This is a genomic window from Streptomyces sp. NPDC056480 (assembly GCF_042795405.1).
Classification (GTDB): Bacteria; Actinomycetota; Actinomycetes; order Streptomycetales; family Streptomycetaceae; genus Streptomyces.
On sequence record NZ_JBHTSA010000014.1, the window covers coordinates 1 to 19,911 of the forward strand.

Here is a 19,911-nt window from a genome sequence, read left to right on the forward strand (position 1 = left end):
GGGCCACCGCCCCGCGGTTCGGGCGGGTGGGGCCCCGGGTCCTGCCGGGGCCCCCCTTGGCTCGGGGGGGGGCCGGCGGGGGGGGGTGACGCCGGCCCGCCGGCCGCGGGGGTGCCCCCGGGCGCCCGTCGGCAGGTCGGCGCGGGTGCGTCAGACGGCCGTCCTGGTGTGGACGTACTCGACGAGCTGCGACAGGGCGTCCGGGTCCATCGACGGCATGACGCCGTGGCCCAGGTTGAAGACGTGCCCCTCGAGGTTCTTCGCGGCGGCCAGGACCTCGTCGGTCTTGGCCTCGACCACCTCGCGCCCGGCGAAGAGCACGGCCGGGTCCAGGTTGCCCTGGAGCGCCTTGCCGGGGCCGACGCGGCGGGCGGCCTCATCGAGCGGGACGCGCCAGTCGACGCCGACGACGTCCGCGCCGGCCTCGCCCATGAGGCCGAGGAGCTCGCCCGTACCGACGCCGAAGTGGATGCGCGGAACGCCGTACCCGGCGACCGCGTCGAACACCTTCACGGAGGCCGGCATCACCGAGCGGCGGTAGTCGGCCGGGGCGAGGGCGCCGACCCACGAGTCGAACAGCTGGACGGCGGAGGCGCCGGCCTCGATCTGGACCTTGAGGAAGGCCGAGGTGATCTCGGCGAGGCGGTCGAGCAGATCGGCCCACAGCTGCGGGTCGCCGTACATCATCGCCTTGGTGCGCTCGTGGCTGCGCGACGGACCGCCCTCGACGAGGTAGCTCGCGAGGGTGAAGGGCGCGCCCGCGAAGCCGATGAGCGGGGTGTCCCCCAGCTCCTCGGTGAGCATCCCGATGGCCTCGGTGACGTAGTGGACGTCCTCGGGAGTCAGGTCGCGCAGCCGGTCCAGGTCGGCGCGGGTGCGGATCGGGTCGGCGACGACCGGGCCGACGCCGGGCTTGATGTCGAGGTCGAGGCCGATGGCCTTGAGGGGGACGACGATGTCGCTGAAGTAGATCGCGGCGTCGACCTTGTGGCGGCGGACCGGCTGGAGGGTGATCTCGGTGACCAGCTCGGGCCGCATGCAGGACTCGAGCATGGGGATGCCCTCGCGCACCTTCAGGTACTCGGGGAGCGAGCGCCCGGCCTGCCGCATGAACCAGACGGGGGTGTGCGGCACGGGCTCACGCCGGCATGCCTTGAGGAACGCGGAGTCGTGCGTCCGCGACTGCTGCTTCGTCTGCTGGCCCTGCGGGCTGTCGTTGGCACTCACGCCCAGAATCTTCGCATGTGGCGGGAAGCCGCTCGTCCGGGCCGGGTGTCCTCCCTGCACAGAGGCCCCGTTCCGCCTACTCTTCCCCGCATGGCTGCGGCTCAGGGACATTTTTCCGATCATTCCGACGGCGATCGAGGGACGGACGAAACGGCGGACAGTACGGAGGCGAACCCGGTACCCCCCGCGTTCCGCCGGGCGGTGGAGGCGCTGCGCGCGGCGCGGTTGCGGCCCGAGATCGAGATCGACCCGACGAGGCCCCCGCAGCGCCTCGCCCCTCACGCGTACGCGGTCGAGGCGGCCGTCGTGGACGGCGAGGAGGACCTCGCGGACGGGCGGCTCGTGCTGCTGCACGATCCGGACGGCCACGAGGCCTGGAAGGGCACGTTCCGGCTCGTGACGCTGGTCCGGGCGGAGCTGGAGCCCGAGATGGCGGCGGATCCGCTGCTGCCCGAGGTCTGCTGGTCCTGGCTGACCGGCGCCATGGAGGCCCGGGGGCTCGCGTACGGGGAGGCGAGCGGCACGGTCACGATGGCGGGCTCGCACTACTTCGGCGGTCTCGCGGACCGCAGGCCGGCGACGCAGATCGAGATCCGGGCGTCCTGGACGCCGCGCGAGGGTCTGGGCGGGGTGCCGGACACCGGGGCACACCTGGCGGCCTGGTGCGATCTGCTCTGCCAGATCGCGGGACTGCCGCCCGCGCCGGCCGATCCGGCGACGGGTGCGGCGGGCACGGTGTCGGGCGCGGGGATCGTCTCGCTGCCCCAGCGGCGGGGGCCGCAGCAGGTCTGAGGGGTGGGATCAAGCCAACCTTCGGAGTGTCCGAACGACGGCCCCGCCACTCCCCCTCAGGGGTGACGCGAGGGGGCCCGCTCGTAGGATGATCGATCACGCGTCCGAATTGCCCTAATTGTTACTCACCAAATCGTGATCTTTCCCTAAAGGCGGGCGGCCCAGCTGCCGAAGGAACGAGTGACCCCTTCACAGCACGGGTTCGCCCCCGGCTTCTTCCCCGAGCCGGCTCCGTCCCGCATCCTTCCCCCCAGGAGGCCTGGTGTCCGTTCTCCTCGAGCAGCCCGCAAGCCTGGTCGCCTACCGCCCGAACAAGCCGACGGCCATGGTCGTCGTGGCCGACCCGCGCGTCCGCTCCACCGTGACCCGCCACCTGTGGGCCCTCGGAGTACGCGACGTGATCGAGGCTTCTTCCATCGCGGAGGCACGTCCCCGCGTCGGCAACCCGCGCGACATCTGCGTTGCCGACGTCCACCTGCCCGACGGCAGCGGCCTGACCCTGCTGTCCGAGACCCGCGCCGCGGGCTGGCCCAACGGCCTCGCCCTCTCGGCGGCGGACGACATCGGTGCCGTGCGCAATGCCCTCGCGGGCGGCGTGAAGGGCTATGTCGTCACCGGCACCCGTACGAACATCGGTCACCCGACCCGACCCGGCGCCGCCCCCATCGGCGCCGCGGCCGCGCGGCTCGGCCACCGCCGCCCCCCGGGTGCCCCGAGCCACCCGGGCGGCTACCGCGAGCTCTCCGGCCGTGAGGTCGAGGTGCTCCGGCTCGTCGCGGAGGGCCAGTCGAACAAGGCGATCGGCGTCTCCATGGGCCTCTCGGCCCTCACCGTGAAGAGCCACCTCGCCCGGATCGCCCGCAAGCTGGGCACCGGCGACCGCGCCGGCATGGTCGCGGTGGCCCTGCGGACGGGGATCATCCACTGACGGAGCGCTCGACGAGAAGCCGGCGCCTGTCGACGGAACGTTCCGTCGACAGGCGCTTGCCGTTCACCGATACCCTTGACAGGTGACCGACGCCCAAGAGACCGCAGCAGACACAGCACTGCGCACCACCGGGGGCGGCCCCCCGGACGACGATGTCCCTGCGAATGGGCTTCCGATCCCGTTGCTGGAGCCCCGCGAGGGGATTCCGCCCGTCGTCGAGACCGAGGACGCCCTCGCCGAGGTGATCGCCGCCTTCGCGGCCGGCCGCGGCCCCGTCGCCGTGGACGCCGAGCGCGCCTCCGGCTACCGGTACGGCCAGCGCGCCTATCTCGTACAGCTCCGCCGCGAGGGCGCGGGGACCGCGCTCATCGACCCGGTGGGCTGCCCCGACCTCTCCGGACTCGGCGAGGCGCTCGCCGGAACCGAGTGGATCCTGCACGCCGCGACCCAGGACCTCCCCTGCCTGCGCGACATAGGCATGCTGCCCACCTCGCTCTTCGACACCGAGCTCGCCGGGCGGCTCGCGGGCTTCCCGCGCGTCGGCCTCGGCGCGATGGTCGAGTCCGTCCTTGGCTACGCCCTGGAGAAGGGCCACTCCGCCGTGGACTGGTCCACCAGGCCGCTGCCCGAGCCCTGGCTGCGGTACGCGGCCCTCGACGTGGAGCTCCTCGTCGACCTGCGGGACGCCCTGGAGAAGGAGCTCGACCGGCAGGGCAAGCTCGAATGGGCGCACCAGGAGTTCGACGCGATCGCCTCGGCCCCGCCGGCCCCGCCGCGCAAGGACCCGTGGCGGCGCACCTCCGGCATGCACAAGGTGCGGCGCCGCCGTCAGATGGCGGTCGTACGGGAGCTGTGGACGGCCCGTGACAAGGTCGCCCAGCGGCGGGACGTCTCCCCCGGCAAGGTGCTCAGCGACGCGGCGATCGTCGAGGCGGCGCTCGCGGTGCCGGTGAACGTGACCGCGCTCATGGCGCTGCCCGGCTACGGCCACCGGATGGGCCGCCGTCAGCTCGAGCAGTGGCAGGCGGCCGTCGACCGCGCCCGCGCCCTGCCCGAGAGCGAGCTGCCCCAGCCGGGCCAGCAGGTGGCCGGCCCGCCCCCGCCGCGCGCCTGGGCGGACAAGGACCCGGTCGCGGCGGCCCGTCTGTCGGCGGCCCGCGCGGCGGTCTCGGCCCTGGCGGAGGAACTGAACCTGCCGCAGGAGAACCTGATCACCCCGGACACGGTCCGCCGCGTCTGCTGGGAGCCGCCGACCGCGGGCGACGCGGACGGTGTCGCCGCCGCTCTGACGGGCCACGGGGCGCGCCCCTGGCAGGTCGAACTGGTGACCCCGCTCCTCGTGAAGGCGCTGACGGCCACCGCGTGACCCCGTACGCCATCCGATTCGAGAGCCCCCGGCACGCCGAAATGCGCCGGGGGCTCCGTCATGTCCGGCACGCTTCGGGGTGTGACCTTCGCCGCTTGGGCCCCAGGGGCTGGGCAGCCTGGTTACCCACAAGTAGCATGGGGGAAGCAAGCGCACGCTTAGGCGTGTGCCGCAGCAGTGCCATCCCGCACCCTGGAGGAGAGCCATCGTGCCTCGTACCGTCAGGGACGTCGTCTTCGTCGACGGCGTCCGCACCCCGTTCGGCAAGGCGGGCCCGAAGGGCATCTACCACGAGACCCGCGCCGACGATCTCGTCGTCAAGGCCATCCGGGAGCTGCTGCGCCGCAACCCCGGCCTCGACCCCGCGCAGATCGACGAGGTCGCCATCGCCGCGACCACGCAGATCGGTGACCAGGGTCTGACCCTCGGCCGCACGGCGGGCATCCTCGCCGGACTGCCGCAGTCGGTGCCGGGCTACTCCATCGACCGCATGTGTGCCGGTGCGCTCACGGCCGTGACGAGTGTCGCCGGTTCGATCGCCTTCGGCGCGTACGACGCCGTCATCGCCGGTGGCGTCGAGCACATGGGCCGCCACCCCATGGGTGAGGGCGTCGACCCGAACCCGCGCTTCGTGTCGGAGAAGCTCGTCGACGAGTCCGCCCTCTTCATGGGCATGACCGCCGAGAACCTGCACGACCGCTACCCGAGCATCACCAAGCAGCGCGCCGACGAGTACGCCGTGCGCTCGCAGGAGAAGGCCGCCAAGGCGTACGCCGACGGCAAGATCCAGCAGGACCTGGTGCCGATCTCGGTCCGCCGCACCGACGCCTCCACCGGTGAGACCGGCTGGGGCCTGGTCACCGCCGACGAGCCGATGCGCCCGGGCACCACCCTGGAGTCGCTGGCCAACCTGAAGACGCCGTTCCGCGTCCACGGCAACGTCACCGCGGGCAACGCGGCCGGTCTCAACGACGGCGCCACCGCCTCGATCATCGCCTCCGAGGACTTCGCCCGCGAGAACGACCTCCCGGTGAAGATGCGCCTCGTCTCGTACGCCTTCGCCGGCGTCGAGCCCGAGGTCATGGGCTACGGCCCGATCCCGGCGACCGAGAAGGCCCTCGCGAAGGCCGGTCTGTCCATCGAGGACATCGACCTCTTCGAGATCAACGAGGCCTTCGCGGTCCAGGTCCTCGCCTTCCTGGAGCACTACGGCATCGCCGACGACGACGCCCGCGTCAACCAGTACGGCGGCGCCATCGCCTACGGTCACCCGCTCGCCTCCTCCGGCGTCCGTCTGATGACGCAGCTGGCCCGCCAGTTCGAGGAGAACCCGCAGGTCCGCTACGGCCTCAACACGATGTGCGTCGGCTTCGGCATGGGCGCCACGGTCATCTGGGAAAACCCCCACTGGGAGGGCAAGTGAGCACCACCGCCGAGCTTCTGAAGGGCGCCGCGGAGCTCTTCCCCGACGAGGTCGTCACGAGCGCCCACGTACGGCACTTCGAACTGCCCGCGGGTGCGGGCCGGTTCGCCCTGATCACGCTGGACAACGGCTTCGACCACACCAAGCCGACCACCTTCGGCCCGCAGTCGCTCGCCAACCTGAACACGGCGATCGACCAGGTCGAGGCCGAGGCCGCGAACGGTGAGATCACCGGCGTCGGCATCACCGGCAAGCCGTTCATCTTCGCCGTCGGCGCCGACCTCAAGGGCGTCGAGCTCCTGAAGAAGCACGACGAGGCGCTCGCCATCGGCAAGGGCGGCCACGACGTCTTCAAGCGGCTGTCCGCGCTCGCCGTCCCGACCTTCGCGTACTACAACGGCGCGGCCATGGGCGGCGGCGTCGAGGTCGGTCTCCACTGCACCTACCGCACCGTGTCGAAGGCCCTGCCGGCCTTCTCGCTGCCCGAGGTCTTCCTCGGTCTGGTGCCCGGCTGGGGCGGCTGCGCCATCCTGCCGAACCTGATCGGTGCCGAGAAGGCCGTCTCGGTCATCATCGAGAACTCGCTGAACCAGAACCGTCAGCTCAAGGGCAAGCAGGTCTTCGAGCTCGGCATCGCCGACGCGCTGTTCGAGGGCGCCGACTTCCTGGAGCAGTCGCTCATCTGGACGGCGTCCGTCCTCAACGGCTCCGTGACCGTCGAGCGCCCCGCGATCGACCGCGGCGAGGCCTGGGACCAGGCCGTCGCCAAGGGCCGTCTCGTGGCCGACTCCAAGGTCCACGGCGCCGCGCCGGCCGCCTACCGCGCCCTCGACATCATCGAGGCCGCCAAGGACGGCGACCTGCAGAAGGGCTTCGACGCCGAGGACCAGGCCCTCGCGGACCTGATCATGGGCGGCGAGCTCCGCTCCGGCATCTACGCCTTCAACCTGGTGCAGAAGCGCGGCAAGCGCCCCGCCGGCGCCCCGGACAAGTCGCTGGCCCGCCCGGTCACCAAGGTCGGTGTCGTCGGCGCCGGTCTGATGGCCTCCCAGCTCGCCCTGCTCTTCCTGCGCCGCCTCGAGGTGCCGGTCGTCCTGACCGACATCGACCAGGAGCGCGTCGACAAGGGTGTGGGCTACGTCCACGCCGAGATCGAGAAGCTGCTCGGCAAGGGCCGCATCAACCAGGACAAGGCCAACCGTCTCAAGGGCCTGGTCTCCGGCGTCCTGGACAAGGCCGAGGGCTTCGCGGACGCGGACTTCATCATCGAGGCCGTGTTCGAGGAGATGTCCGTCAAGCAGAAGGTGTTCGCGGAGGTCGAGGCGGTCGCCCCGGCGCACGCGATCCTCGCCACCAACACCTCCTCGCTCTCGGTGTCGGAGATGGCCTCCAAGCTCCAGCACCCGGAGCGCGTGGTCGGCTTCCACTTCTTCAACCCGGTCGCGATCCTCCCGCTCCTGGAGATCGTCCGCGGCGAGCAGACGGACGACGCCTCGCTGGCCACCGCCTTCGGTGTCGCCAAGAAGCTGAAGAAGACCGCGGTCCTCACCAAGGACGCCCCGGCGTTCGTCGTGAACCGCATCCTGACCCGCTTCATGGGCGAGATCCAGAACGTCATCGACGAGGGCACGTCGGTCGAGACCGCCGAGAAGGCGATCGAGCCCCTCGGCCTGCCGATGTCGCCGCTGGTCCTCCTGGAGCTCGTCGGCCCGGCCATCGGTCTGCACGTCTCCGAGACCCTGAACCGCGCCTTCCCGGAGCGCTTCACCGTCTCGCCGAACCTCAAGCGCGTCGTCGAGGCCGGCAAGCGCGGCTTCTACGTCTACAACGCCGAGAACGGCTTCAAGCCGGAGCTCGACCCCGAGGTCGCCGCCCTCCTCGTCCAGGGCGAGTCCGTCCTGACGGAGGAGCAGGTCCGCGACCGCGTCCTGGACGCGGTGGCGCAGGAGATCGGCCTGATGCTGGAGGAGGGTGTCGTCGCCGAGGCGCAGGACATCGACCTCTGCCTGATCACCGGCGCGGGCTGGCCCTTCCACCTGGGCGGCATCACGCCGTACCTGGACCGTGAGGGCGTCTCCGAGCGCGTCAACGGCAAGCCTTTCCTCGCGCAGGGCGTGGCGAGCGTCCCGGCGTAACAACCGGCCTCGCGCCCCCGGGCGTACGTGAACGGCCCCGGCACCTTCTCCAGGTGCCGGGGCCGTTCGCGTCGTCCGGGGGCGGTCGTCACCCCCCTATCGGGCGCCAGCTCTCCAGGAGCAGCCCCTCCGCCCCGGCCTTCTGCCGGGTGGTGATCAGGTTCCTGTCGCCGACCAGGGCCGTCACGACCAGCCGTCCGTCGAGCCCGCGGGTGAGGACGGCGGAGAGCTCGCCGTGCGCCGCTCCCCCGGTCTCGGACCACTCGATGCCCTGCTTCTCCTGCTCGCTCGGGTAGGCGGCGAGGGCGAGCCGGCCGTCGGCGGACCGCTGGGCGAGGACCGTGCAGTCGAAGCCGTCGATGAGACATCGGGTGGCGGCGAGCCGCCCGGTGCCCACGGCCGGACCGAGGACGGTCGGCTCCAGTTCGCGCTCCGGCGACCAGGCCCGGACCTGGCCCTCCTGGTCGAGGTAGAAGAGCGTCACGTGCCCCGAGGGGCCCGTGGTGGCCGCCAGGGTGCCCATGGTCACCGAGGCCGGGAGCAGGTCCTCGCGGATCGGCTTGGCCCCGGCCTCGCGCTGTACGTAGCGGGCGAGACCGGTGGCGTGCGAGCTGTACAGCTCGACGAGGCCGGAGCCGTTGGTGACGGCGACCGGCAGGGGATCCGTCCGGGAGCCGTGCAGGTCCCACCAGGGGTGCCAGCCGCCGGCGTCCTTCTGGGCCCGGACGCTCAGACCGCCGCCGCCGTTCCGTACGAAGACGTAGGCGCGGCCCTGGGCGTCCACCGCGACGGCCGGGTAGCCGTACCGCGGCCCCTTGCCGTTGGAGTGGCCGATCGAGCGCCAGGCGACCGCGGGGCGGCCCGTCTGGAACTGGACGCTGTGCACCAGCTCGACGTGGTCCTCGCCGCTGTTCGTGGGGCGCAGACCGACGAGGTGGACGTAGCGGTCGGCGCCCTGGCCGACCGAGAGGACGGGGGTCAGACCGTCGCCGCCGAGCGAGACGGGTCCGCTCCAGCTCCCGTCCGGCTCCTCGGTCCAGCGCACCACCTCTCCGTCCCGGGGGAGGTAGGCGCTGAACCGGCCCTCCTCCCCTCTGGTCAGCCACGCGCCCTGGAGCTCGGGAGCGGCGGAGGAACGGTCGGCGGGGGCCTGGGATCGATTAGCCATGGGGGGATCCAGCACTCCGGTCGTCGGAAGGAGTTCGGGCACGAAACGACTGTAGTCGCCCTGCCGAACGGTCCCTTCCGCGCCTGCGGTATCACCGCCTTACGGCCCGCTCAGTACTTCGCGCCCTGGCCCTCCTGCCCGAGCCGGCTGTGACTGCGTCCGTACAGGAAGTACACGACGATGCCGATCAGCATCCAGACCGCGAAGCGGAACCAGGTCTCGCCGGGCAGGTTGAGCATCAGCCAGAGCGAGGCGGCGATGGAGAGGATCGGCAGCGCGGGCACCCAGGGGGTGCGGAAGGCGCGGGGCAGGTCGGGGCGGGTGCGGCGGAGCACGATGACGCCGAACGCGACGACGACGAAGGCGAAGAGGGTGCCGATGTTCACCAGGGTCGCGAGTTCGTTGATGCTGGTGAAGCCGGCGACGATGGCGATGATCACACCGAGCAGGATGGTCGGCCGGTACGGGGTCTTGAAGCGCGGGTGGGTCTTGGAGAAGAAGCGCGGCAGGAGGCCGTCGCGGCTCATCGCGAAGAACACCCGGGTCTGGCCGAGCAGCAGGATCAGACAGACCGTGGTCAGGCCGACGGCGGCGCCGAAGCTGATCACGCCCGCGTAGAAGGGATGCCCGGCGGCCTTGAAGGCGTCGGCGAGCGGGGCGCTCACGGACAGCTCCGTGTAGTGCTGCATACCGGTCACGACCAATGCCACGGCCACGTAGAGCACGGTGCAGATGAAGAGCGAGCCGAGGATGCCGCGGGGCATGTCACGCTGGGGCAGCTTGGTCTCCTCGGCGGCGGTGGCCACCACGTCGAAGCCGATGAAGGCGAAGAAGACGACCGAGGCGGCGGTGAAGATGCCCATGACGCCGAAGTTGGTCGGCTCGTACCCGAAGAGGAGCTGCACGAGCGGGGAGTCCCAGTTGGAACCGCCGCCCTCGGGGGTGACGGCCGGCGGGATGAAGGGGTCGTAGTTGTCGCCGACGATGAAGAACAGACCGGCGACGATCACGATCATCACCACGGTCACCTTGATCGCCACGACGAGCGCGGTGATCCGGGCGGAGAGCTTCATGCCGAGGACGAGGACCACGGTCAGCACCAGGACCAGGATGAAGGCCAGGATGTCGAAGGTGCCGCCCGGCACGTCCGGCCCCTGGAGGGCCGCGGGTAGGTGCCAGTCGATGTTGTCCATGAGCGAGCGGACGTAGCCCGACCAGCCGACGGCGACCACCGCCGTGCCCAGGGCGAACTCCAGGACGAGGTCCCAGCCGATGATCCAGGCGGGCAGCTCGCCGATCGAGGCGTACGCGAAGGTGTACGCCGATCCCGCCACCGGCACCGTCGAGGCGAACTCGGCGTAGCACAGGGCGGCGAGGGCGCACACGATGCCCGCGGCGACGAAGGCGAGGGCGGTGGCCGGGCCCGCGTTCTCCTTGGCGACCTTGCCGGTCAGGACGAAGATGCCGGTGCCGATGATGACGCCGACGCCGAACACCATCAGATCCCATGCGGACAGGGATTTCTTGAGTGCGTGCTCCGGTTCCTCCGTGTCGCGGATCGACTGCTCGACCGTCTTGGTCCGGAAGACGCCGTTGTTGGCGCGTGGCTGCTGGTCCGTACTCACTCGTCGTACCTCCCTGCCATGGGGCTGCCCGCCCTGTGGTCAGAATGCACGCGAAAGGGCCGATCGGCACTCCGAAGAGTGAACCGATCGGCCCCTGGGTGACGCGGGGTGACGGTGACCGTCAGTCGCGGGCGGGCTCCACGGCCTGCGCGCTGCTCTCGAACCTGCCGTCGAGGCGCGAGACCAGACCGGTGACCTGCCGGGCGATGTCCGGGGCGGTCAGGCCGATCTCGGCCAGGACCTCGCCGCGGGAGGCGTGGTCCAGGAAGCGCGGCGGGATGCCGAAGTCACGCAGCGGCACGTCCACGCCTGCGTCGCGGAGCGCCTGGGCGACGGCCGAGCCGACGCCGCCGACGCGGCTGTTGTCCTCGACGGTGACGACGACCCGGTGACGCTCGGCCAGTGGGGCGAGGGCCTCGTCGACGGGCTTGACCCAACGGGGGTCGACGACCGTGGTGGAGATGCCGTGCCGGTCGAGCAGGTCGGCGATCTCCAGGCACATCGGGGCGAGCGCCCCGACGGAGACCAGGAGGACGTCCGGCCGGTCGGAGCCGGGCTCGCGGAGAACGTCCATGCCGCCGACGCGGCGCAGGGCGGGTACGGCGGGGCCGACCGCGCCCTTGGAGAAGCGGACCACGGTGGGGGCGTCGGTGACCTCGACGGCCTCGCGCAGCTGGGCGCGGACCTGGTCGGCGTCGCGCGGGGCGGCGAGCCGCAGGCCGGGGACGACCTGGAGGATCGACATGTCCCACATGCCGTTGTGGGAGGCGCCGTCGGTGCCGGTGACGCCGGCCCGGTCCAGGACGAAGGTGACGCCGCACTTGTGCAGGGCCACGTCCATCAGGACCTGGTCGAAGGCGCGGTTGAGGAAGGTCGCGTAGACCGCGAAGACCGGGTGCAGACCGCCGGTGGCGAGGCCGGCGGCGGAGACCGCGGCGTGCTGCTCGGCGATGCCGACGTCGAAGACCCGCTCGGGGAAGGCCTTGGCGAACTTGTCGAGACCGACCGGCTGGAGCATGGCCGCGGTGATGGCGACGATGTCCGCGCGCTCCTTGCCGAGCGCGACCATCTCCTCGGCGAAGACGCCGGTCCAGTCGGCGCCGGAGGAGGCGATGGGCAGACCCGTGTCGGGGTGGATCTTGCCGACGGCGTGGAAGCGGTCGGCCTCGTCCTGGAGGGCCGGCTGGTAGCCGCGGCCCTTCTCGGTGAGGCAGTGGACGATCACGGGGCCGCCGAAGCGCTTGGCGCGCGTCAGGGCGGACTCCAGGGCCTCGATGTCGTGGCCGTCGATGGGGCCGACGTACTTGAGGCCGAGGTCCTCGAACATGCCCTGGGGGGCGATGAAGTCCTTGAGGCCCTTCTTGGCCCCGTGCAGGGTCTCGTAGAGCGGCTTCCCGACGACGGGGGTGCGCTCCAGGATGTCCTTGCCGCGGGCGAGGAAGCGCTCGTAGCCGTCGGTGGTGCGCAGGGTCGCCAGGTGGTTGGCGAGGCCGCCGATGGTGGGCGCGTAGGAGCGCTCGTTGTCGTTGACGACGATGACGAGCGGGCGGTCCTTGGCGGCGGCGATGTTGTTCAGCGCCTCCCAGGCCATGCCGCCCGTGAGGGCCCCGTCGCCGATGACGGCGACGACGTGGTCGTCCTTCCTGAGGACCTCGTTGGCCTTGGCGAGGCCGTCGGCCCAGCCGAGGACCGTGGAGGCGTGCGAGTTCTCGATGACGTCGTGCTCGGACTCGGCCTGAGAGGGGTAGCCCGAGAGGCCGCCCTTCATCTTGAGCTTCGAGAAGTCCTGGCGGCCCGTGAGCAGCTTGTGGACGTAGCTCTGGTGGCCGGTGTCCCAGAGGACCTTGTCCTTCGGGGAGTCGAACACGCGGTGCAGGGCGATGGTCAGCTCGACCACGCCGAGGTTGGGCCCGAGGTGCCCGCCGGTCTTGGAGACGGCGTCCACGAGGAACGTCCTGATCTCGTCGGCCAGCTGATCCAGCTGTTCCGGGGAGAGCCGGTCCAGATCTCGCGGTCCCCTGATACGGGTCAGCAGAGCCACCCGTGCCTCCTTGCGTTTGAGCTGGTCGAGCTTGCCGATTTGTCGAGTCTAATGTTCCGTCTTGGATCGTGGGCATCGGGCCGGGGGGTGACGCGTCACCCCCACGGTCTACATGTCGCTGATCTGTACGGCTTCGCGCGCTGATCCGTACGGCTCCCCGAGGGTCGGGGTACTGCTCCGGACGCAGCAGTGCCCGGCGCCGGTTTCACGGCGCCGGGCGGTGTGGCGAGCGTTACGCGCGCGGGACGGGGTCCCTAGGCGCGTCCCGCCGTCTTCTGCGTCTTGCGGGAGACCGAGTCGATGATCACGGCGATGAGCAGGACCGCTCCGGTGATCATGTACTGGATCGCGTTCGAGGACAGGTTCATCTGGTTGAGGCCCTGGACGATCGACTGGATGACCAGGATGCCGAGGAGCGCCGACCAGACCTTGCCGCGTCCGCCGAACAGGGACGTGCCGCCGATGACCGCCGCGGCGATGCACATCATCAGCTGGTTGCCGCCGCCGAGGGAGCGGTCGGCGCCGCCGGTCGCGGAGGCGAGGAACAGACCGCCGATCGCGCCCATCGTGCCGGAGATCATGAACACCGAGATCCGGATCCACGAGACGTTGATGCCGGCGCGGCGGGCGGCCTCGATGCCGCCGCCGACGGCGAAGACCTGACGGCCGTAGGTGGTGCGGCGCAGCACGAAGTCGGTGACGAGCAGGATGACCAGGAAGATCACCAGGGAGAGCGGCAGGCCCTGCTCCTGGTTGAAGCCGTAGGCGGCGACGAGGACCAGGACCGCGAGGACTGCGGTGCGCAGGATGATCTCGCTCTGCGGGCGGTGCGGCAGGTCGGCGGCCTTGCGGCGGCGGGAGTCGCGCAGCTGGGCGAGGTAGAACGCGGCGACGACGGCCACGGCGAGGCCGTAGGCGGCGGCGACGTCGGAGAAGTAGTACTTGGTGAGGTCGGCGACGAAGCTGCCGATCGGGGTGGGGATGGTGGACTTGTCGCCCATCACCCAGGTCTGGAGACCGGCCCAGCCGAGGAAGCCCGCGAGGGTGACGACGAAGGCGGGCACGCCGATCTTGGCGAAGACCAGGCCGTGGAAGGCGCCCAGCAGGGTGCCGGAGAGGATGCCGAGGAGGATCGCGAGGCCGTCCGGCATGTCGGTGCCGAGGACGCCCCAGACCGAGCCGGCCAGACCGGCCACGGAGCCGACGGCGAGGTCGATCTCGCCGAGCAGCAGCACGAAGACGATGCCGACGGCCATGATGCCGGGGCCGACCGCGTACAGCGTGATCTGGTCGAGGTTGTACGAGGTGATGAAGTTGCCGGTGAGCGCCTGGAAGACGATGCCGATGACGATCAGGCCGACGACGACGGGCAGCGAGCCGATCTCACCGGAGCGGATCTTGCGCTTGAACTCCTCGACGTACCCCTTGAAGCCCTGCTCGCGCACGAGGAGGCGGGGGTCTACGGCGGGGATCGCGGCGGCGGCCGGGGCCTCGGTCACCGGGGCCGTCTCGTCGGGGGTACGGGGCTCGGGCACCGCTGCCTCTTCGCTCGCGGTGGGAGGGGTGTTGCTCACTTCGCTACCTCCGCGTTGCGGGCCTGACGGCGGGTCACGGCGTTGTCCGTGGCACCGGTGATCGCGGCGATGATCTCTTCGTGCGTGGTGGTGGCGACCGGGAAGGTGCCGTTGTTGCGGCCCAGGCGCAGGACGGCCACGGTGTCGGCGACGGCCTTCACATCGGCCATGTTGTGGCTGATGAGGATGACGCCGAGGCCCTGCTCGCGCAGCCGCTCGACCAGGTCGAGGACCTGGGCGGTCTGCTCGACGCCGAGGGCGGCGGTCGGCTCGTCGAGGATCACGATCTTGGGGTCGCCGACCAGGGCGCGCGCGATGGCGACGACCTGGCGCTGACCGCCGGAGAGCGCGGCGACGGGGATGCGCACGCTGGGGATGCGGATCGAGAGCGTGGAGAGCAGGTCCTTGGCCCGCTTCTCCATGGCGACCTCGTCGAGGACGCCGCCCTTCTTGATCTCGCGGCCGAGGAACAGGTTGGCCACGACGTCGAGGTTGTCGCAGAGCGCGAGGTCCTGGTAGACGGTCGCGACACCGAGGTTCTGGGAGTCGTGCGGGCGCTGGATCTCGACCTGCTCGCCCTCCCACTCGATGACGCCCTCGTCGATCGGGTGGACACCGGCGATCGTCTTGACCAGCGTGGACTTGCCCGCTCCGTTGTCGCCGACGAGCGCGACGACCTCTCCTGCGTGGACTTCGAGATCGACACCGGAGAGGACCTGAACCGCTCCGAACCGCTTGAAGATCCCGCGCAACGCCAGCACGGGCGCCTGCGTCTGGGACACGTGAACCAACTCCTTCGCCGCCCGCGGGCGGCGGCATGTCGCGCCGCCGGTGCAGCGCCAAAGTTCGAGGGGGGGCTGAGCTCGTCCGGCCCCCGGACCGACAGCGGGGTCTGGGTCGGCCGGGGGCCGGACGGGCAGGGGGACGGATCGTGTCGACGGGCACCGGTCGGGCGGCGGGGGAATCACCCTCCGGCGGGGGATCCACCCCTCTGACGGGGTTTCACCCTCGGCGGGCTCCTCACCCCGTGTCCGGGGCTTCAGCCTCTGTACGCGGGCCGGTGTCGGGATCCGTGACGCCGGGCCCTCAGGGGGCCCGACGGGCTCGGCTCAGGGCTTACTTGATGCCCAGTTCCGTGCACTTGGCGGCCAGGTCCGAGGTGCAGAGGTCGGCGGCCTTGTAGATGCCGTCCTTGATCACCGTGGTCTGGATGTTGGTCTTGTCGACGACGACCGGCGGGAACAGCGTCGACGGCACACCGTCGGTCGCGCCCTGGGCGCCGAGCTCCTTGCCCTGGAGCAGGTTCACCGCGAACTTGGCGGCCTCGGGGGCCAGCTGGAGCGGCGACTTGTAGATGGTGAAGGTCTGCGAGCCGGCGATGATGCGCTGGATGCCCGCGACCTCGGCGTCCTGGCCACCGACCGGGATGCCCTTGATGCCGGCGTTCTCGAGGGAGGTGATGACGCCGCCGGCCATGCCGTCGTTGGCCGAGTAGACCGCGCCGATCTTGTCCTTGCCGACCGAGGAGATCGCGGCGGACATCTTCTCGCCGGCGACCTTCGGGTCCCACTCGCCGGAGGCCTCGTAGGCGATCTTGCCGACCTTGCCGTCGAGGGCGGTGTGGGCGCCCTTCTTGAAGAGACCGGCGTTCGGGTCCTTCTCGTCGCCGTTGATCATCACGACGTTGGCGGAGGCGGCCTTGGCGCCGAGGGCGGCGAGGAGCGCCTGGCCCTGGAGCTCGCCGACCTTGTTGTTGTCGTGGCTGACGTAGGCGTCGGCGCCCTTGACGGCACGGTCGTACGCGACGACCTTGACGCCCTTGGCCTTGGCCTCGGTGACCCAGCCCTCGGCCTTGGTGGCGTCGACCGGGTCGAGCGCGATGACCTTGATGCCGTCGGCGATCAGCTGATCGAACTGCTGCTTCTGCTTGACGACGTCGGAGACCGCGTTGTTGTACACGACCTCGCAGTCGCCGCACGCGGCCTTGACGGCCTTCTCGAACTGGGGCTTGTCCAGAGCCTCGTAGCGCGAGGTCTTGTTCTCCGGAAGGAGCAGGCCGATCTTGGTCGAGCTGCCCTTGTCACCGCTGTCGTCGCCGCCGGCCTGGCCACAGGCGGCGAGCGAGAGGGCCATCGACACCGCGGCCGTGGCTATGACGGCGCGACGCGTCACTGCGTTCATTGGGGTTGCCTCCCTGACGAGGCCGCGACGTTGCGGCCGAGGTGGCACGAAGTCAACTCGGCCGTCACACCGACGTCAAGAAGTAAATCCTTAACGAGATGACAACGGTGGTGTTCGTTATCTAAGTGAACGCAAGGCGTGAGGTCGGAGCAGCCGCCGGCAGGGCACTCTCCAACAGGGTCGAATCGCCCATTTCGCTCAGCACGAGGGCCAGTGCGCCGAGCACCTCCGCGCGGCCCCCCAGGGCCCCCTGGGCCAGCGAGAGCTGCCGGGCGGCACTGGGGATCGCATACCGCGAGACGGAGTCCCTGATGGGCGCCAGGACCAGCTCCCCGGCCTCCGCCAGGTCGCCGCCGAGCACCACCCGGCTCGGGTTCAGAAGATTGCAGAGGTTGGCGATGCCGCTGCCGATGTGCCGCCCCACGTCGGCGATCACCCGGCGGCAGCCGGGGTCGCCCTCGCGGGCCAGCTGGACGACCCGTTCCATGGTCAGATCGGGGCCGTGGCTGGGCTGGAGCAGCGGCAGCACGTACCGGGCGGCCGTGAAGGTCTCCAGGCAGCCGCGGTTGCCGCAGCGGCAGACCGGGCCCGACTCGTCGAGCGTGATGTGCCCGATCTCCCCCGCGGTGCCGCCGGGGCCCCGGTAGACCCGCCCGTCGATGACGAGGCCGGCGCCGACGCCGCTCGCCACCTTGATGTACGCCAGGTCCTTGACGCCCCGCCCGCTGCCCCAGACGAGCTCGCCGAGCGCGCCGAGGTTGGCGTCGTTGTCGACGTGCACGGGGACGCCGAGGCGGCCGGAGAGCTCCTCGGCGGGGTTGATCCCGCTCCAGCCCGGCAGGATCGAGGTCGAGCCGAGGGTCCCGGAGGAGACGTCGATGGGGCCCGGCACACCGAGCCCGACGCCGATCACCTTGTCCGGACCGATCCCGGTGGCCAGGATCAGCCGCTTGACCAGCTGCTCCGCCCGGTCGAAGCCCTCCGCGGCGGAGGCGTCCACGTCGAGCGGCTCCGCCTCCTCCGCCAGCACCTGGTGGGCGAGGTTGCCGACGGCGACCCGGAGGTGGGTGTGGCCGAAGTCCACGCCGATCACGATGCCGGCGTCACCGGAGAGCGAGACGCTGCGGGCCCTGCGGCCGCCCGCCGAGGTGGGCGTGACGTCGACGGTGCCGCCGTCCTTCAGTTCCCGGACGATGTTGGAGACCGTCGCGGCGGACAGTCCCGTCGCCCGGGCGATCTCCGCCTGGGTGAGCGAGCCGGCCATGCGCACCGCCCGGACGACCCGTTCGAGATTGGCCCTGTGCAGAGACGTCTGCGACCCCGGAGTCTCCATCGACTCACTCACTCCCACCGTTTTCTCCAACATGTGAACTCTAAGGGGACGCTTTCGGCTTGCTCCCCGTCAAGACCTTGAGTGGCGGAGGGTCTGTGTCACACGACGCGCGGGGCCCCCGGCGCGGGTGCGCCGGGGGCCCTGGGGACCGCGGGATCGGGGTTACTTCACGGCGCCGGCGGTGAGACCGGCCACCACCTGCCGCTGGAAGATGATGTAGGCGGCGAGCACCGGGAGCATCGCCATCACCAGACCGGCGAAAAGGCCTGACCAGTCGCCCTTGTAGCCCTGGCTCGTGGCGAGCTGGACGAGGCCCTGGGAGAGCACCTTCTGGTCCTGCTCGGTGTTGAGCACCGTGGGCAGCAGGTACTGGTTCCACTGACCGAGGAAGTTGAAGATGCCGACGCTGATGAGGCCCGGCTTCGCCATCGGCAGCATCACCTGGAAGAAGGTCCTGGTGTGCGACGCGCCGTCCACGAAGGCCGCTTCCGCCACCGAGGTCGGCAGGGTGCGGAAGAAGGCCGTGAGGAAGAAGACGGTGAAGGGCAGCGAGTACGCGATGTAGACGAGGATCAGGCCGTGCGGGGTGTTGAGCAGGGCCATGTTCTGCATGACGTAGAAGAGCGGCACCAGCGCCAGGATGATCGGGAAGCTCATCCCTCCGATGAAGAGGAAGTAGATGAAGCGGTTCCCGGGGAAGTCGAAGCGGGCCAGCACGTACGCCGCCATCGAGCCGAAGAGCAGCGTGCCGATGAGGGAACCGCCGACGACCACGATCGTGTTCATGAAGTAGTCGCTCATGTGTGCCTGGGACCAGGCGCGCGACCAGTTCTCGAAGTGCAGGGTGTCGGGCAGCGACCACGGGGAGGTGAAGATCGCCCGGTCGGTCTTGAAGGAGGTCATGACCGCCCAGAGCAGCGGCATGACGACCATGATCGCCCAGATGATCAGGACGCCGTGCGAGAAGACGTTGAGGACCGCGCCCTCGCTCTTGGACTCCTTGCGGGGCTTGGCCGCCACCGTCTTGGTGACCACCGGTCCCGAGCCCCCCGAGGGGCCCGGGGTCTCGACGCCGGGGGTGGCAGTGTCGGTCGTCTTCATCAGAACTCCAGCCGCTCGCGCCGGCCCAGCTTCATCACGATGGCCGCGAAGGCCAGGGTGACGAGAAGGAGCGCGACACCGATGGTCGTTGCGTAGGCGGCCTGACCGTCCCGGAACGCCTTCTGGTACACGTACAGCGGAAGGACGACGGTGGAGTAGTCGGGCCCGCCGCCGTTGGGGCCGACGGTCATGATCTGGACGACGGCGAAGGACTCCGCGCCGAGCGCCAGGATGCCCATGTAGATCCAGCCGGACTGCACGGTGTCCCAGAGCAGCGGCAGGGTGATCTTGAAGAAGGTCGTGAAGCGGTTGGCGCCGTCGAGCAGCGCCGCCTCGTAGAAGTCCCTCGGAATGGACGCCATGCCGGCCGAGAAGAGGACGACGAAGAAGCCGACCGTGGACCAGACGAGAACCGCCATCACGCAGATGAGGGCGAGTTTCGGATCGCCCAGCCAGTCCGGCTGAATACTGCCGAGGCCCACGAGCTTCAGAGCGGAATTGATGGCTCCGCTATTCGGGTTGTAGGCGAACTGGAAGAGCAGCGCGACGATGGCGATCGACAGCACCTGCGGGAAGAAGTACACGATCTTGTAGAAGGCCGATCCGCGCACGCCGGCGATGGCCGCCCCGCGACGGCGCCGGCCGCCGACATTGAGCATGAACGCGAAGAACAGCGCGAGCCCGACGGTCACCAGCGGCAGCACCACCGCGAGGGTCAGACTGTGCTGGAGCGATTTCCAGAAGATCTCGTCGTCCAGCATTCTGCTGTAGTTGTCGAACCCGACGAACCCGAATTCGGGACTCAGTCCGCTCCAGTCCGTGAGCGAGTAGTAGATGGACTGGATGAAAGGCCAGATGACGAAGAGCGCGTAGAGCGCGAGGGGTGCCGCCAGGAACCCCACGATGAAACGGTACTTGCCGTGCTGCATTCCTACCGACCCCGATCTTCCCGCGGAGGCGCGCCGCGGGTGCCGCGCGCGAAGGGGCCGGGGCCCGCTCCCGGTCGGCGGGAAGGGG

The 19,911-nt window shown here is 70.4% G+C and carries 15 protein-coding genes; 5 read left to right on the forward strand and 10 right to left on the reverse strand.

Annotated features, from left to right (window positions below; all coding sequences use genetic code 11):
* Positions 1–150: 150 nt before the first annotated feature.
* Positions 151–1,227 carry a uroporphyrinogen decarboxylase gene (gene hemE, locus ACFQ79_RS09260; RefSeq protein WP_073906627.1) on the reverse strand — a complete coding sequence of 359 codons (1,077 nt, stop codon included), beginning with the start codon at positions 1,225–1,227 and terminating at the stop codon, positions 151–153.
* Positions 1,228–1,317: 90 nt separating this feature from the next.
* Between hemE and ACFQ79_RS09265 the strand changes: the two genes are divergently transcribed.
* From ACFQ79_RS09265 to ACFQ79_RS09285, 5 genes are all read left to right on the forward strand, one after another.
* A complete protein-coding gene (locus ACFQ79_RS09265; protein ID WP_383580624.1) occupies positions 1,318–2,019 on the forward strand; it encodes a DUF3000 domain-containing protein in 702 nt (233 codons plus the stop codon).
* A 262-nt stretch (positions 2,020–2,281) separates the two neighbouring features.
* Positions 2,282–2,947: a response regulator transcription factor gene (locus ACFQ79_RS09270; protein ID WP_015037008.1), complete on the forward strand. Its 666-nt coding sequence runs from the start codon at positions 2,282–2,284 to the stop codon at positions 2,945–2,947.
* Positions 2,948–3,029: 82 nt separating this feature from the next.
* Complete coding sequence (locus tag ACFQ79_RS09275; protein ID WP_383580627.1) at positions 3,030–4,313, forward strand: HRDC domain-containing protein; 1,284 nt, start codon at positions 3,030–3,032, stop codon at positions 4,311–4,313.
* Positions 4,314–4,521: 208 nt separating this feature from the next.
* Positions 4,522–5,736, forward strand: coding sequence for an acetyl-CoA C-acyltransferase (locus tag ACFQ79_RS09280; RefSeq protein ID WP_030322947.1), 1,215 nt, complete (start codon positions 4,522–4,524; stop codon positions 5,734–5,736).
* On the forward strand, positions 5,733–7,871 hold the full coding sequence (locus ACFQ79_RS09285) for a 3-hydroxyacyl-CoA dehydrogenase NAD-binding domain-containing protein (protein ID WP_383580630.1): 2,139 nt from the start codon (positions 5,733–5,735) through the stop codon (positions 7,869–7,871). The genes ACFQ79_RS09280 and ACFQ79_RS09285 overlap by 4 nt, the downstream gene beginning before the upstream one ends.
* An 88-nt stretch (positions 7,872–7,959) precedes the next feature.
* On the opposite strand, the gene ACFQ79_RS09290 is transcribed toward ACFQ79_RS09285, so the two are convergent.
* The 9 genes from ACFQ79_RS09290 to ACFQ79_RS09330 all read right to left on the reverse strand — a co-directional run bounded on the left by ACFQ79_RS09290 (position 7,960) and on the right by ACFQ79_RS09330 (position 19,823).
* Positions 7,960–9,039, reverse strand: a complete 1,080-nt coding sequence (locus ACFQ79_RS09290) for a hypothetical protein (protein ID WP_383580633.1) — start codon at positions 9,037–9,039, stop codon at positions 7,960–7,962.
* A gap of 110 nt (positions 9,040–9,149) precedes the next feature.
* Positions 9,150–10,664, reverse strand: coding sequence for an amino acid permease (locus tag ACFQ79_RS09295; RefSeq protein WP_383580636.1), 1,515 nt, complete (start codon positions 10,662–10,664; stop codon positions 9,150–9,152).
* A 121-nt stretch (positions 10,665–10,785) separates the two neighbouring features.
* Positions 10,786–12,705 carry a 1-deoxy-D-xylulose-5-phosphate synthase gene (gene dxs, locus ACFQ79_RS09300; RefSeq protein ID WP_328942042.1) on the reverse strand — a complete coding sequence of 640 codons (1,920 nt, stop codon included), beginning with the start codon at positions 12,703–12,705 and terminating at the stop codon, positions 10,786–10,788.
* 254 nt (positions 12,706–12,959) lie between these two features.
* Positions 12,960–14,279: a sugar ABC transporter permease gene (locus ACFQ79_RS09305; RefSeq protein WP_383580639.1), complete on the reverse strand. Its 1,320-nt coding sequence runs from the start codon at positions 14,277–14,279 to the stop codon at positions 12,960–12,962.
* Entirely contained in the window at positions 14,276–15,070 is a 795-nt protein-coding gene (locus ACFQ79_RS09310) for an ATP-binding cassette domain-containing protein (protein ID WP_030322939.1), read from the reverse strand. The genes ACFQ79_RS09305 and ACFQ79_RS09310 overlap by 4 nt, the downstream gene beginning before the upstream one ends.
* Positions 15,071–15,395: 325 nt before the next feature.
* Positions 15,396–16,460 (reverse strand): sugar ABC transporter substrate-binding protein, encoded by a 1,065-nt coding sequence (locus tag ACFQ79_RS09315; RefSeq protein ID WP_383580641.1) that lies wholly within the window; start codon positions 16,458–16,460, stop codon positions 15,396–15,398.
* 121 nt (positions 16,461–16,581) lie between these two features.
* Positions 16,582–17,793 (reverse strand): ROK family protein, encoded by a 1,212-nt coding sequence (locus ACFQ79_RS09320; protein WP_383580643.1) that lies wholly within the window; start codon positions 17,791–17,793, stop codon positions 16,582–16,584.
* Between the two features lie 162 nt (positions 17,794–17,955).
* Positions 17,956–18,894, reverse strand: coding sequence for a carbohydrate ABC transporter permease (locus tag ACFQ79_RS09325; RefSeq protein ID WP_383580646.1), 939 nt, complete (start codon positions 18,892–18,894; stop codon positions 17,956–17,958).
* Complete coding sequence (locus tag ACFQ79_RS09330; protein WP_030322933.1) at positions 18,894–19,823, reverse strand: carbohydrate ABC transporter permease; 930 nt, start codon at positions 19,821–19,823, stop codon at positions 18,894–18,896. Before ACFQ79_RS09330 ends, ACFQ79_RS09325 begins: the two co-directional genes overlap by 1 nt.
* Between the last annotated feature and the right edge of the window lie 88 nt (positions 19,824–19,911).